Source organism: Aquabacterium sp. T101, assembly GCF_057219775.1.
This window is the reverse complement of record NZ_JBXVVZ010000001.1, coordinates 647,835-661,530: the sequence shown is the minus strand read 5'-3', so window position 1 is coordinate 661,530 and position 13,696 is coordinate 647,835. Positions and strand designations below refer to the sequence as shown.

The following is a 13,696-nucleotide window of genomic DNA, read 5'->3' as shown; positions in this document are numbered from 1 at the left end:
CATGCCGAAGCGTCAAGACCTCAAGAGCATCCTCATCATCGGGGCCGGCCCCATCGTCATCGGCCAGGCCTGCGAGTTCGACTACTCCGGCGCCCAGGCCTGCAAGGCGCTGCGCGAGGAAGGCTACCGCGTCATCCTCGTCAACAGCAACCCGGCGACGATCATGACCGACCCGGGCACGGCCGACGCCACCTACATCGAGCCGATCACCTGGCAGGTGGTCGAGAAGATCATCGCCAAGGAGCGGCCCGACGCGGTGCTGCCCACCATGGGCGGGCAGACGGCGCTGAACTGCGCGCTGGACCTGCATCGCCACGGCGTGCTGGCCAAGTACGGCGTCGAGATGATCGGCGCCAACGAACGCGCGATCGAGAAGGCCGAGGACCGGCTCAAGTTCAAGGACGCGATGACCTCCATCGGCCTGGACTCGGCCAAGAGCGGCATCGCGCATTCGATGGAAGAGGCCTGGGCGGTGCAGAAGCGCATCCAGGCCGACATCGGCGGCTCGGGCTTCCCGATGGTCATCCGACCCAGCTTCACGCTCGGCGGCACCGGCGGCGGCATCGCCTACAACCCGGAGGAGTTCGAGGAGATCTGCAAGCGCGGCCTCGACCTGTCGCCGACCAACGAGCTGCTGATCGAGGAGTCGCTGATCGGCTGGAAGGAGTTCGAGATGGAAGTCGTCCGCGACCGCGCGGACAACTGCATCATCGTGTGCTCCATCGAGAACCTCGACCCGATGGGCATCCACACCGGCGACTCGATCACGGTGGCGCCGGCGCAGACGCTGACCGACAAGGAATACCAGCTGATGCGCAACGCGTCGATCGCGATCCTGCGCGAGATCGGCGTGGACACCGGCGGCTCCAACGTGCAGTTCTCGATCAACCCGGACAACGGCCGGATGATCGTGATCGAGATGAACCCGCGCGTGTCGCGGTCCTCGGCGCTGGCCTCCAAGGCCACCGGGTTCCCGATCGCCAAGGTGGCGGCCAAGCTCGCGGTGGGCTACACGCTCGACGAGCTGCGCAACGACATCACCGGCGGCGCCACGCCGGCCAGCTTCGAGCCCAGCATCGACTACGTCGTCACCAAGATCCCGCGCTTCGCCTTCGAGAAGTTCCGCGAGGCCGACCCGCACCTGACCACGCAGATGAAGTCCGTGGGCGAGGTGATGGCCATGGGCCGCACCTTCCAGGAAAGCTTCCAGAAGGCGCTGCGCGGCCTGGAGACCGGCATCGACGGCCTGTCCGAGCGCACCGACGTGCACGGCGGCGACCGCGACGAGATCGTCGAGGCCATCGGCAACCCGGGTCCCGAGCGCATCCTGTTCGTGGGCGACGCGTTCCGCATCGGCATGACGCTCGACGAAATCTTCGAGGAAACGCGGATCGACCCGTGGTTCCTGGCCCAGATCGAACAGATCGTGGCCACCGAGAAGGCACTGTCCGGCCGCACCGCGGCCAGCCTGACGGCCGACGAGATGCGCTACCTCAAGCGCAAGGGCTTCTCGGACAAGCGGCTGGCCAGGCTGCTGGGCACCCATCAGCATGAGGTGCGCGAGCGCCGTCACGAGCTCGGCGTGCGGCCGGTGTACAAGCGCGTGGACACCTGCGCGGCCGAGTTCGCCACCGAGACGGCCTACATGTACTCCACCTACGACGAGGAGTGCGAGGCCGAGCCGACGACGCGCCGCAAGATCATGGTGCTCGGGGGCGGCCCCAACCGCATCGGGCAGGGCATCGAGTTCGACTACTGCTGCGTCCATGCGGCGCTGGCGATGCGCGAGGACGGGTACGAGACCATCATGGTCAACTGCAACCCGGAGACCGTGTCGACCGACTACGACACCAGCGACCGGCTCTACTTCGAGCCGGTCACGCTGGAGGACGTGCTCGAGATCGTCGACAAGGAAAAGCCCACCGGCGTGATCGTGCAGTACGGCGGCCAGACGCCGCTGAAGCTCGCGCTCGACCTGGAACGCGCCGGCGTGCCGATCATCGGCACCACGCCCGACAGCATCGACATCGCCGAGGACCGGGAGCGGTTCCAGAAGCTGCTGACGGCGCTCGGCCTGCGCCAGCCGCCCAACCGCACCGCGCGCACCGAGGAGCAGGCCCTGCAGCTGGCGCAGGAGATCGGCTACCCGCTGGTGGTGCGGCCGAGCTACGTGCTGGGCGGCCGGGCGATGGAGATCGTGCACGGCGACAAGGATCTCGAGCGCTACATGCGCGAGGCGGTGCGGGTGTCGGAGAAGTCGCCCGTGCTGCTCGACCGCTTCCTCGACGACGCGATCGAGGTCGACGTCGACTGCATCAGCGATGGCACCGACGTGATGATCGGCGGCATCATGGAGCACATCGAGCAGGCCGGCGTCCATTCCGGCGACTCGGCGTGCTCGCTGCCGGCCTACACGCTGTCCGCGGCGCTGCAGGACGAGCTGCGGCGCCAGACCACCGTGATGGCCAAGGCGCTCAAGGTGGTGGGCCTGATGAACGTGCAGTTCGCGATCCAGGGCGAGGGCGACGCGGCCACGGTCTACGTGCTCGAAGTCAACCCGCGGGCGTCGCGCACCGTGCCCTACGTCAGCAAGGCCACGGGCCAGCCGCTGGCCAAGATCGCGGCGCGCTGCATGGCCGGCACGGCGCTGAAGGCGCAGAAGGGCGTGCGCGGCGAGGTCATCCCGCCGTACTACAGCATCAAGGAAGCGGTGTTCCCGTTCAACAAGTTCCCCGGCGTCGATCCGATCCTGGGTCCGGAGATGCGTTCGACGGGCGAGGTGATGGGCGTGGGCTCGACCTTCGGCGAGGCCATGCTCAAGAGCCAGCTCGGTGCCGGTTCGCGCCTGCCTTCCAAGGGCACGGTCGTGATCACGGTCAAGAAGGGCGACAAGCCGCGCGCGGCCCAGGTCGCCGCCGACCTGCATGCGCTGGGCTTCAGCGTGCTCGCGACCAAGGGCACCGCTGCCGCCATCGCCGCGGCCGGCGTGCCGGTAAAGGTGGTCAACAAGATCAAGGACGGCCGGCCGCACATCGCCGACATGGTCAAGGGCGGAGAGATCCAGCTCGTGTTCACCACGGTGGACGAGACCCGCACCGCGATCGCCGACTCGCGCTACATCCGCACCGCCGCGATCGCCAACCGCGTGACCTACTACACCACGATGGCCGGCTGCGAGGCGGCCACCGAGGCCTTGAAGCACCGCGCCGACATCGGCGTGATGTCGCTGCAGGAGCTTCACGCGCAGCTTCCCCGCTAGAATTCCTGCCCATCTGTCCGCCGCCGGTGCATCGCGCCGGCGGCGGCTTCGTTTCGGACCACCCCCCACAGCCCATGGCCACCGTTCCTCTCACCGTGCGCGGCGCGGAAAAGCTCAAGTCCGAACTGCATCGGCTCAAGACCGTCGAGCGCCATGCCGTGATCCAGGCGATCTCGGAAGCGCGGGCGCAGGGCGACCTGTCCGAGAACGCCGAGTACGACGCGGCCAAGGACAAGCAGGGCTTCATCGAAGGCCGCATCCTCGAACTCGAGGCCAAGCTGGCCGCGGCGCAGATCATCGACCCGGCCACGCTGGACGCCGGCGGCCGCGTGGTGTTCGGTGCGACCGTCGACCTGGAGGACGAGGACAGCGGCGCCGGCGTGACCTACCAGATCGTCGGCGACGACGAGGCCGACCTGAAGCAGGGCCTGATCTCCATCAGTTCGCCGATCGCCCGCGCCCTGATCGGCAAGGAAGCCGGCGACGTGGCCGAGTTCCAGGCGCCCGGCGGCACGCGCAGCTTCGAGATCATCGGCGTGCGCTACGTCTGAAGCGCTTTCTTCTTGGTGCCGGTGCCGGCCGGCCGTTTGCGGGCCCGCTTGACCGTGCCGCCGGCCGTCAGCCGCTCGTTGCCGCGCACCGTCAGCTTCTTGACCTGGGGCCGGTGGTTGCCGCTCTTGCTGAACTTGAGCACCTTGACCACGCGGGGCGCGGCGCCGCGGTCCTCCCGGGGGGCGCGTTCCTTGGGCGGCACCGGCCGCCACAGCACCAGCAGCTTGCCGATGTGCTGCACCGGGGCGGCATCCAGCGCGTCGGCCAGTTCGGCCAGCAGGAGCTCGCGCTGGTTGCGGTCGTCGCTGAACACCCGCACCTTGATCAGCCCGTGGGCGGTGAGGGCGGCGTCGGCCTCCTTGCGCACCGCGGGCGTCAGGCCGTCGGCGCCGATGAGCACGACCGGGTCGAGATGATGCGAGGCGGCGCGGTGCTCGCGGCGCTGGGCGGCGGTCAGGCTGAGGGCTGTCATGTCCCTATTATCCGGGTGCGATGAAAGTCAAGACGAAAAGCAAGAAGGTCAACAAGGCGTGGCTCAACGATCACGTCAACGACCCCTATGTGAAGATGGCCCAGCGCGAGGGCTACCGTGCCCGTGCCGCTTACAAGCTCAAGGAGATCGACGAGGCCCTCGGGCTGGTGCGCCCGGGGCAGGTGGTGGTGGACCTGGGCGCGGCGCCGGGGGCCTGGAGCCAGTACCTGCGGCGGCGCTTCGCGCCGCGCGCCCTGGGCGCCGGCGGTGCGGCGACCGGCGAGCTGGACGGCACCATCATCGCGCTCGACCTGCTGGAGTTCGAGCCGATCGAGGGCGTGCAGGTCATCCAGGGCGACTTCCGCGACGACGCGGTGATGGCCCGGCTGGAGGCGGCCCTGGGCGGGCGGGCGGTGGATCTGGTGGTGTCCGACATGGCGCCCAACCTGTCCGGCATCGAGAGCGCCGACTCGGCGCGGATCGCCCACCTGGTCGAGCTGGCCGTGGACTTTTCACTGCGCCACCTCAAGCCGGAAGGCGCGCTGGTGGCCAAACTGTTCCACGGCAGCGGCTACAGCCAGCTGGTCGAACTGTTCAAGCGCAGCTTCCGGGTCGTCAAGCCGATCAAGCCCAAGGCGAGCCGGGACCGGTCATCGGAAACTTTCATCGTCGGGATTGGTCTGAAAAAGTCCTGACGCGACGCGGGGTTGGCGTCGAAATCTGCCGGGCGGTGACGCACTTGACGCGTCTAGAATCGGCACCACATGCACCCCAGCGCCGAACCGGCGTGGTGCAACGGCACAAGGAGCCGCGGTGAACAATCAATGGTTTTCGAAGATCGCTGTCTGGCTGGTGATTGCACTGGTCCTGTTCACGGTCTTCAAGCAGCTCGACAAGACGCGTCCGGTCGAGTCGATCACCTACACGCAGTTCATGGAAGACGCGCGTGCCGGCAAGATCAAGCGCGTCGAGGTGCAGGGCCGCAACCTGAAGGTCAGCCCCACCGAGGGCCAGGCCTACACGATCGCCACCCCGGGCGACCTGTGGATGGTGGGCGACCTGATGAAGTACGGCGTCCAGGTCTCGGCCAAGCCCGAGGAGGAGCCGTCGCTGCTGATGACCATCCTGATCAGCTGGGGCCCGTTCCTGCTCCTGATCGGCGTCTGGATCTACTTCATGCGCCAGATGCAGGGCGGCGGCAAGGGCGGGGCGTTCAGCTTCGGCAAGAGCAAGGCCCGCATGCTGGACGAGGCCAACAACACCACCACCTTCGCTGACGTCGCCGGCTGCGACGAGGCCAAGGAGGAGGTCAAGGAACTGGTCGACTTCCTGAAGGACCCGCAGAAGTTCCAGAAGCTGGGCGGCCGCATCCCGCGCGGCGTGCTGCTGGTCGGCCCCCCGGGCACCGGCAAGACGCTGCTGGCCAAGGCCATCGCCGGCGAGGCCAAGGTGCCGTTCTTCACCATCTCGGGCTCCGACTTCGTCGAGATGTTCGTCGGCGTGGGCGCGGCCCGCGTGCGCGACATGTTCGAGCAGGCCAAGAAGAGCGCGCCCTGCATCATCTTCATCGACGAAATCGACGCCGTCGGCCGTCACCGCGGTGCCGGCCTGGGCGGCGGCAACGACGAGCGCGAGCAGACGCTCAACCAGATGCTCGTCGAGATGGACGGCTTCGACACCAACCTCGGCGTCATCGTGATGGCGGCCACCAACCGGCCGGACATCCTCGACCCCGCGCTGCTGCGCCCGGGCCGCTTCGACCGCCAGGTCTACGTGACGCTGCCCGACATCCGCGGCCGCGAGCAGATCCTCAACGTGCACATGCGCAAGGTGCCGGTCGGCCAGGACATCCGTGCCGACATCCTGGCGCGCGGCACGCCGGGCTTCTCCGGCGCCGACCTGGCCAACCTCGTCAACGAGGCGGCCCTCTTCGCCGCGCGCCGCAACGGCCGCGTGGTCGAGATGATCGATTTCGAGCGCGCCAAGGACAAGATCATGATGGGCGCGGAGCGCAAGTCCATGGTCATGGACGAGGACGAGCGCCGCAACACCGCCTACCACGAGGCCGGTCATGCCCTGATCGGCAAGATGCTGCCCAAGCTCGATCCGGTGCACAAGGTGACCATCATCCCGCGCGGTGGCGCGCTGGGCGTCACCGTGTCGCTGCCCGAGAAGGACCGCTACAGCGTCGACAAGGTCCAGATGCTCAACCGCATCTCCATGCTCTTCGGCGGCCGCATCGCCGAGGAAGTGTTCATGAGCCAGATGACCACCGGCGCGTCCAACGACTTCGAGCGCGCCACGCAGATGGCCCGCGACATGGTCATGCGCTACGGCATGAGCGACGTGATGGGCCCGATGGTCTACGCCGAGAACGAGGGCGAGGTGTTCCTCGGCCGCTCGGTCACCAAGACCACCAACATCAGCGAGGAGACGATGCGCCGGGTGGACGTCGAGGTGCGCCGCATCATCGACGAGCAGTACGGCATCGCCCGCAAGCTGATCGAGGACAACCAGGACAAGATGCACGCGATGGCCAAGGCGCTGCTCGAGTGGGAGACCATCGACGGCGAACAGATCGACGACATCATGGCCGGCCGTCCGCCGCGGGCGCCGAAGGACTGGAGCGGCAGCACGCCGCCCTCCGGCGGCAGCGGCACGGCGCCGGCGGTCGGCGGCCCCGCGGCCACCACGGCCTGAGGCGGCACGCCCGATCTCTGAAGGCGGGGCTTCGGCCCCGTCGCCTTTTTCCGGCTCCATGACCCCGACCTGGCAGACCTCGCGCTTCGACGTCGACCTGTCGACGCCGCGCGTGATGGGCATCGTCAACGTGACGCCGGACTCGTTCTCGGACGGCGGGCGCCACGACCGCCCCGAGGCGGCAATGGCGCACTGCGAAACGCTGCTGCGCGAAGGAGCCCACCTGCTGGACATCGGCGGCGAGTCCACCCGCCCGGGCGCCCGCACGCCCTCGGTCGACGAGGAACTCGCCCGCGTGGTGCCGGTGGTTCGACACGCGGTCACGCTCGGCGTGCCGGTGTCGGTGGACACGAGCCGGCCCGAGGTGATCCGGGCCGTGCTCGACCTCGGCGCCGACATCGTCAACGACGTGCGGGCGCTGGCCCTGCCGGGGGCCATCGAGGCGGTGGCGGCGCATCCCCGCGCGGGGGTGTGCCTGATGCACATGCAGGGCCAGCCGCAGTCGATGCAGGCCGCCCCCGACTACGGCGACGTGGTCGCCGAAGTGCGTGCGTTTCTGGCACGCCGGCTCGCCGTCGCCGAGGGCGCCGGCATCGGTGCCGCGAGAATCGTCCTCGATCCGGGGATCGGCTTCGGCAAGCTGCCGCAGCACAATCTGGCGCTGCTGGCACGGCAGGACGAATTGCTGGCGCTGGGGCGGCCGTTGCTCGTGGGGTGGTCGCGCAAGTCCACCCTGGGCAGCGTGACGGGCCGTGCGGTAGGGGAGCGGCTGGCGGCCAGCGTCGCGGCGGCGCTGCTGGCGGCGCAACGGGGCGCCGGCGTGCTGCGCGTGCACGACGTGGCCGCGACGGTGGACGCGCTGGCGATCTGGCAGGCGGCCACGCCGCGCCCTCAGGACAGGACAACATGAGCAATCGACGTTACTTCGGCACCGACGGCATCCGCGGCACGGTGGGCCAGGCGCCCATCACGGCGGACTTCATGCTTCGGCTCGGCCATGCCGTGGGCCAGGTGCTTCGCCGCGACACGGCCCGGCCCACGGTGCTGATCGGCAAGGACACCCGCATCTCGGGCTACATGATCGAGTCGGCGCTCGAGGCGGGCTTCGCCTCGGCGGGCGTCGACGTGCTGCTGTCGGGGCCGCTGCCCACGCCCGGCGTGGCCTACCTGACGCGGGCGCTGCGGCTCGACCTCGGCGTGGTGATCAGCGCGTCACACAACCCGTTCCCGGACAACGGCATCAAATTCTTCTCGGCCATGGGCCAGAAGCTCCCGGACGCCTGGGAGCTGGCCGTCGAGGCGGCGCTCGACGCCGCGCCGGTCTGGGCCGATTCCGCCGGGCTGGGCAAGGCGCGCCGGCTCGACGACGCCGGTGGCCGCTACGGCGAGTTCTGCAAGAGCCGCTTCTCGTCCGAGCTGTCGCTCAAGGGGCTCAAGCTCGTGGTCGACGCGGCGCATGGCGCGGCCTACCACGTCGCGCCCGACGTGTTCCACGAGCTGGGCGCCGAGGTGGTCACCATCGGCTGCGCGCCGGACGGCACCAACATCAACGCCGGCGTCGGCGCCACCGCCCCGGACGCCCTGGTGGCCGCCGTGCGGCAGCACCGGGCCGACTACGGCATCGCGCTCGACGGCGACGCCGACCGCCTGCAGGTGGTGGACGGCAGCGGGCGCCTGTTCAACGGCGACGAACTGCTCTACGTGATGGTGGCCGACCGGCTGGCGCGGGGCGAAGCCGTGCCCGGGGCCGTGGGCACGCTGATGACCAACATGGCCGTGGAGCTGGCGCTCAATGCCCGCGGCGTGCCGCTGGTGCGGGCCAAGGTCGGTGACCGCTACGTGCTCGAGGAACTCAATGCGCGCGGCTGGGTGCTGGGCGGAGAGGGCTCCGGGCATCTGCTCGCGCTGGACCGCCACACCACCGGCGACGGCATCGTCAGCGCGCTGCAGATCCTGGAAGCCGTGCGGCGCAGCGGGCAGTCGCTGGAGGCGATGCTCGACGGAGTGAATCTGTTTCCCCAGACGATGATCAACGTTCGCGTCGCGGAACTCGGAGACTGGCGCAGCAACCCTGCGCTGATCGCGGCCCAGGCTGCGGTGGAAGGCGATCTGCAGGGCGAAGGTCGCGTCCTCATCCGCGCCTCGGGCACCGAGCCCGTGCTTCGCGTGATGGTCGAGGCGCGAGATGCCGCGATGGCGCGCGAAAGCGCCAGAAGGCTGGCCGACGCGGTCGCTTCGGGCTGATCGGCGGGAAGCGGGTCCCACGCGGGCGGGGCCGTCAGGCCGGGCGCGGTGCAGACGCGCCTCGAGACGGGCATGGCGGTGCCGCGCCGTGGCATGGCGGGCCTGACGCTCCAGCCGCTTCGCCCTCATCGTGACGTCAAACCGTCACATCATCGTCATGGTCCGGTTCGAGACTGGCGAGCGAGTTCAACCCTGCACAGTGAAACGCCATGCCAAAGAACCTCCTCCTCATCCTGGCCGCCGGCTTGACCCTCGGGGCCTGCGCCTCGTCGCCCACCCTGCCCCCCGGTGTCAAGGCAGGTCAGTTCGTTCGCTTCGCCTGTGAGGGCGGCAAGACCTTTGCCGTCCGTGTCAGCGAGGACGGTCGGACCGCCCGGGTCCGGGGCCACCATGGGGCCGCGGAACTGGGTGCCGTGGGTGCCGACCAGTTCGAGGGTGATGGCTACCGACTCACCCTCAAGTCCGGAGATGGCTCCGCGCTGAGCCACCAAGGCAAGTCCGAAGGCGAGAAATGCAAGCCGCAGGCTTGACCGCTGCACCTTAGTGGTGCGTTCGCGCCTGGGGGCGGGCTCGGGACAGTCAGTTTTCCTTCACGAGCCTGTCACCGTGTCGTCATATCCCGCTCCTAGAGTCCTCTTCACGTTGATCTAGGCCCTTACGAGTTGAAAGGAATCCCATGAAGTTCGCCTTTGGTTCAGTCACTGCGGTGGCGCTGGCCGGTTCTCTGTTCTCGACGCTGGCGCACGCCCAGTCGGTGAAGGTCGATGGATCCAGCACCGTGTTCCCGGTGACCGAAGCGGTCGCCGAGGAGTTTCAGAAGGCCAACCGCAACCTGAAGGTCACCGTCGGCATCAGTGGCACGGGTGGCGGCTTCAAGAAGTTCTGCCGCGGCGAGACCGACATCCAGAACGCCTCGCGCCCGATCCTTGCTGGCGAGATGAAGGACTGCAAGGCGGCCGGTGTTCAGTACATCGAACTGCCTGTGGCCTTCGATGCCCTCACCGTCGTGGTTCACAAGGACAGCCCGGTCAAGGAGATCTCGATCGAGGACCTCAAGAAGATGTGGGAGCCCGCGGCGCAGGGCAAGATCATGCGCTGGAAGGACGCGAACCCGGCCCTGCCTGACGCGCCGCTTCAGCTGTTCGGTGCCGGCGCCGACTCGGGCACGTTCGATTACTTCACCGAAGCCGTCACGGGCAAGAGCAAGTCCAGCCGTGGCGACTTCACGGCCAGCGAGGACGACAACGTCATCGTCCAGGGCGTCAGCCGCAGCCGCAATGCGCTGGGCTTCTTCGGCTTCGCCTACTACGAAGAGAACAAGGACAAGCTCAAGGGCCTGCCGATCAGCTGGAAGGGTGGCAAGGCCGTCGAACCCAGCGCTGCCAACGTGCTCAACGGCACCTACCAGCCGCTGTCTCGTCCGATCTTCATCTACGTCAATGCGAAGTCTCTGGCCAAGCCCGAGATCAAGGCGTTTGCCGAGTACTACATGAAGAACGCGCCGAAGCTGGTGGCCGAAGTGAAGTACGTGCCGCTGCCGTCGAAGGCCTACGAGTACAACCTCGCTGCACTGCAGAAGGGTCGCGTGGGAACCAAGATGGGTGGTGAGAACAAGGTCGGCCTGACCGTTGAGCAACTGATGTCCTTGGAAGCCAAGGAATAGCGGGCACTGAGTCGAGCCGGAGCCGCGGGAAGCGGCCCGGCTTGGCGGCTTTCGCAAAAGCCGCTTTGGATCGAGAACCGGAGGGGGTACTTTGGCTGCGATTTCCCATCCCGCCGTCGTGGGCGATAAAGTCGACCCCATGCGGCTCAAGCGCAAGGCCACCCGCCACCTCAAGGAACTGTTCATCGAGCTGCTGCTGATGGGCTGTGGCCTGGTGGCCGTGTTCACCACGCTGGCGATCACGGTCATCCTGGTCTACGAGTCGATCGGCTTCTTCAGCTTCGTGTCGGTCTGGGATTTCATTACCGGCACGGTCTGGACACCGTTGTTCGAGAACCCCCAGTACGGGATCCTTCCCCTGGTCTCGGGCACGCTGACGATTACGTTCATCGCGCTGCTGGTGGCGGTGCCCATGGGCACCGTGATCGCGATCTACCTGTCGGAGTTCGCGCCACACAAGGCGCGCGAGATCATCAAGCCTGCCCTGGAACTGATCCAGGCCGTGCCGACGATCGTCTTCGGATACTTCGCGCTCCTGTTCGTGACGCCCCTGCTGCAAGGCACGATCCTGCCCAACCTGCCGGGCTTCAACATGCTGGTGCCCGGTCTGGTGATCGGCATCGCAACGATTCCCACCATCGCGTCCTTGTCCGAAGACGCCATGAGAGCCGTGCCCATGGCCATGCGCGAAGGCGCCTACGCGCTGGGCAGCAACAAGATGCAGGTGTCGCTCAAGGTGGTGATGCCTGCGGCGATCTCCGGTGTCGTGGCGGCGTTCGTGCTGGCCGCAGCGCGGGCGATCGGCGAAACGATGATCGTGGCGATCGCGGCAGGACAGAACGCCAACTTCTCCTTCAACCCTCTCGATGCTGCAGCCACCCTGACCGCCTACATCGCCCAGGTCAGCATGGGTGATCTGGAGCACGGTTCGGTGGGCTATCGCAGCATCTTCGCTGCCGGCCTGGTGCTGCTGCTGATGACGCTGGTCCTCAACGTCGCAGGCCACTTCCTGCGTCGCCGCTATCGCAAGGCCTACTGACATGAGTACGACAGCTGATCACAGCACCGCAGCGCGCGAACAGCGCCTGTCCGAGTTGCGTTCCCGCATCGCGGCAGGTGTGCGCAACCAGAAGGTCTTCGCCTTCGTCGGGGTGACCTTCACCGCGTTCGCCGTGCTGGTGCTGATCGCAGCCTTTCTCGACCTGCTCATCGACGGCCTGCCGCGCCTTTCCTCGGAGTTCATGACGAGCTTTCCCTCGCGGAGGGCAGAGAGGGCGGGCATCCTTTCGGCATGGGTCGGCAGCGCACTCGTCATGCTGGTCACGATGCTGGCCGCAGTGCCGATCGGCATTGGCGCAGCGGTGTATCTCGAGGAGTACGCCAAGAAGAACTGGTTCACGGACCTCATCGAGATCAATGTCACGAACCTGGCCGGTGTGCCTTCCATCGTCTACGGCCTGCTGGCGCTCGGGCTGTTCGTCTATCAGTTCGGTTTCGGCGAGAGCATCCTGACCGCCGGGCTGACATTGGCCCTGCTCATCCTTCCGATCGTCATCGTGTCCTCGCGCGAGGCACTTCGCTCCGTGCCGATCCACATCCGCGAGGCGGCCTACGGCGCTGGAGCCACCCGCTGGCAGATGGTCAGCGACCATCTCCTGCCCTACTCCCGGGGAGGGATGATGACGGGCGTGATCCTCGGCATGGCCGAAGCCATCGGCCAGACCGCACCGATCATCACGATCGGCGCATTGACGTTCATCGCCTTCCTGCCGCCGATGCCGGTGACAGGTGAGTTCCCGTTCCTCAGCACCCAGTGGCTTTGGTCGGAGTTCACCGTGTTGCCGATCCAGATGTACAACTGGGTGTCGCGGCCGGACAAGGCCTTCCAGATCAATGCCGCGGCGGCCGGTGTGGTCCTCCTGTTCATGACGCTGCTGATGAATGGCCTCGCCATCTATCTGCGTTATCAAGTCCGAAAGAGCATCAAATGGTGATCGACACTCTGGAGCGTCCGGTTGAGAAGCCGGCCACGGTGAACAAGGCCGAGGTCCGCAACCTCAGCTTCTACTACGGCGACTTCAAGAGCCTGAAGAACGTCTCGATGCCGATCGAGGAGCACAAGGTCACGGCATTGATCGGGCCCAGCGGGTGCGGCAAGAGCACGCTGCTGCGCTGCTTCAACCGCATGCACGATCTGTATCCCGGCAACCGCTATGAAGGCGAGATCATCCTCAAGCCGGACAACGTGAACATCCTGGCGCGCGACGTGGATCCGATCGAGGTTCGCATGCGCATCGGCATGGTCTTCCAGAAGCCCAATCCTTTTCCGAAGTCGATCTACGAGAACGTGGCGTACGGCCTTCGGGTGCGCGGCGTGAACAACAGGACCGAGCTGGACGACCGGGTGGAGCAGGCCCTGAAGGGGGCGGCCCTGTGGGGCGAGGTGAAGGATCGTCTGGACGAAGTCGCCTTTGCCATGAGTGGTGGTCAGCAACAGCGGCTGTGCATCGCCCGGGCGCTGGCCACGGAGCCCGAACTGCTCCTGTTCGACGAGCCGACGTCCGCGCTGGATCCGATCGCCACCGGCAGCATCGAGGAACTGATCCAGGAGATCCGCTCCCGGGTGTCGATCCTGATCGTCACCCACAACATGCAGCAGGCCGCACGCGTGTCCGACTACACGGCCTACATGTACCTCGGCGATCTGATCGAGTTCGGTCCCACCGCGGAACTCTTCATGAAGCCGAAGAGGAAAGAGACCGAGGACTACATCACCGGTCGTTTCGGCTGAAACAGGGAGCGCACC

The 13,696-nt window shown here is 67.2% G+C and carries 12 protein-coding genes; 11 read left to right on the top strand and 1 reads right to left on the bottom strand.

Going from position 1 to position 13,696, the window contains the following annotated elements:
- The first annotated feature begins 1 nt into the window (after nucleotide 1).
- Nucleotides 2-3,259: a carbamoyl-phosphate synthase large subunit gene (carB, locus tag AC2EAQ_RS03065; RefSeq protein ID WP_484640257.1), complete on the top strand. Its 3,258-nt coding sequence runs from the start codon at nucleotides 2-4 to the stop codon at nucleotides 3,257-3,259.
- A 74-nt stretch (nucleotides 3,260-3,333) separates the two neighbouring features.
- Nucleotides 3,334-3,810, top strand: a complete 477-nt coding sequence (greA, locus tag AC2EAQ_RS03060; protein WP_484640255.1) for a transcription elongation factor GreA — start codon at nucleotides 3,334-3,336, stop codon at nucleotides 3,808-3,810.
- Here greA and AC2EAQ_RS03055 read toward each other — a convergent pair.
- Entirely contained in the window at nucleotides 3,801-4,283 is a 483-nt protein-coding gene (locus AC2EAQ_RS03055; RefSeq protein WP_484640254.1) for a YhbY family RNA-binding protein, read from the bottom strand. The genes greA and AC2EAQ_RS03055 overlap by 10 nt on opposite strands.
- Nucleotides 4,284-4,303: 20 nt before the next feature.
- Here AC2EAQ_RS03055 and AC2EAQ_RS03050 point away from each other — a divergent pair, with 20 nt between their 5' ends.
- The 9 genes from AC2EAQ_RS03050 (at nucleotide 4,304) to pstB (ending at nucleotide 13,681) form a co-directional block, all read left to right on the top strand.
- Nucleotides 4,304-4,978, top strand: coding sequence for an RlmE family RNA methyltransferase (locus tag AC2EAQ_RS03050; RefSeq protein ID WP_484640253.1), 675 nt, complete (start codon nucleotides 4,304-4,306; stop codon nucleotides 4,976-4,978).
- 118 nt (nucleotides 4,979-5,096) lie between these two features.
- Nucleotides 5,097-6,983 (top strand): ATP-dependent zinc metalloprotease FtsH, encoded by a 1,887-nt coding sequence (gene ftsH / locus AC2EAQ_RS03045; protein ID WP_484640252.1) that lies wholly within the window; start codon nucleotides 5,097-5,099, stop codon nucleotides 6,981-6,983.
- Between the two features lie 58 nt (nucleotides 6,984-7,041).
- Nucleotides 7,042-7,893, top strand: a complete 852-nt coding sequence (gene folP / locus AC2EAQ_RS03040) for a dihydropteroate synthase (protein ID WP_484640251.1) — start codon at nucleotides 7,042-7,044, stop codon at nucleotides 7,891-7,893.
- The gene (glmM, locus tag AC2EAQ_RS03035) at nucleotides 7,890-9,227 is read left to right on the top strand and encodes a phosphoglucosamine mutase (RefSeq protein WP_484640250.1); all 1,338 of its coding nucleotides are present in this window, start codon (nucleotides 7,890-7,892) and stop codon (nucleotides 9,225-9,227) included. The genes folP and glmM overlap by 4 nt, the downstream gene beginning before the upstream one ends.
- Nucleotides 9,228-9,436: 209 nt before the next feature.
- Nucleotides 9,437-9,757: a hypothetical protein gene (locus AC2EAQ_RS03030; RefSeq protein WP_484640249.1), complete on the top strand. Its 321-nt coding sequence runs from the start codon at nucleotides 9,437-9,439 to the stop codon at nucleotides 9,755-9,757.
- A gap of 146 nt (nucleotides 9,758-9,903) precedes the next feature.
- On the top strand, nucleotides 9,904-10,890 hold the full coding sequence (locus AC2EAQ_RS03025; protein ID WP_484640248.1) for a PstS family phosphate ABC transporter substrate-binding protein: 987 nt from the start codon (nucleotides 9,904-9,906) through the stop codon (nucleotides 10,888-10,890).
- Between the two features lie 91 nt (nucleotides 10,891-10,981).
- Nucleotides 10,982-11,929 carry a phosphate ABC transporter permease subunit PstC gene (gene pstC, locus AC2EAQ_RS03020; protein WP_484640246.1) on the top strand — a complete coding sequence of 316 codons (948 nt, stop codon included), beginning with the start codon at nucleotides 10,982-10,984 and terminating at the stop codon, nucleotides 11,927-11,929.
- A gap of 1 nt (nucleotide 11,930) precedes the next feature.
- A complete protein-coding gene (gene pstA, locus AC2EAQ_RS03015) occupies nucleotides 11,931-12,884 on the top strand; it encodes a phosphate ABC transporter permease PstA (protein WP_484640245.1) in 954 nt (317 codons plus the stop codon).
- On the top strand, nucleotides 12,878-13,681 hold the full coding sequence (gene pstB / locus AC2EAQ_RS03010) for a phosphate ABC transporter ATP-binding protein PstB (RefSeq protein WP_484640243.1): 804 nt from the start codon (nucleotides 12,878-12,880) through the stop codon (nucleotides 13,679-13,681). The genes pstA and pstB overlap by 7 nt, the downstream gene beginning before the upstream one ends.
- The last annotated feature ends 15 nt before the right edge of the window (nucleotides 13,682-13,696 follow it).

Excerpts from the sequence above, each read along its gene's own strand:
- AC2EAQ_RS03025 (WP_484640248.1), top strand. The coding sequence starts at position 9,904 with ATGAAGTTCGCCTTTGGTTCAGTCACTGCGGTGGCGCTGGCCGGTTCT.
- pstA (WP_484640245.1), top strand. The coding sequence starts at position 11,931 with ATGAGTACGACAGCTGATCACAGCACCGCAGCGCGCGAACAGCGCCTG.
- carB (WP_484640257.1), top strand. The coding sequence starts at position 2 with ATGCCGAAGCGTCAAGACCTCAAGAGCATCCTCATCATCGGGGCCGGC.
- pstB (WP_484640243.1), top strand. The coding sequence starts at position 12,878 with ATGGTGATCGACACTCTGGAGCGTCCGGTTGAGAAGCCGGCCACGGTG.
- glmM (WP_484640250.1), top strand. The coding sequence starts at position 7,890 with ATGAGCAATCGACGTTACTTCGGCACCGACGGCATCCGCGGCACGGTG.
- AC2EAQ_RS03050 (WP_484640253.1), top strand. The coding sequence starts at position 4,304 with ATGAAAGTCAAGACGAAAAGCAAGAAGGTCAACAAGGCGTGGCTCAAC.
- greA (WP_484640255.1), top strand. The coding sequence starts at position 3,334 with ATGGCCACCGTTCCTCTCACCGTGCGCGGCGCGGAAAAGCTCAAGTCC.
- AC2EAQ_RS03030 (WP_484640249.1), top strand. The coding sequence starts at position 9,437 with ATGCCAAAGAACCTCCTCCTCATCCTGGCCGCCGGCTTGACCCTCGGG.
- folP (WP_484640251.1), top strand. The coding sequence starts at position 7,042 with ATGACCCCGACCTGGCAGACCTCGCGCTTCGACGTCGACCTGTCGACG.
- AC2EAQ_RS03055 (WP_484640254.1), bottom strand. The coding sequence starts at position 4,283 with ATGACAGCCCTCAGCCTGACCGCCGCCCAGCGCCGCGAGCACCGCGCC.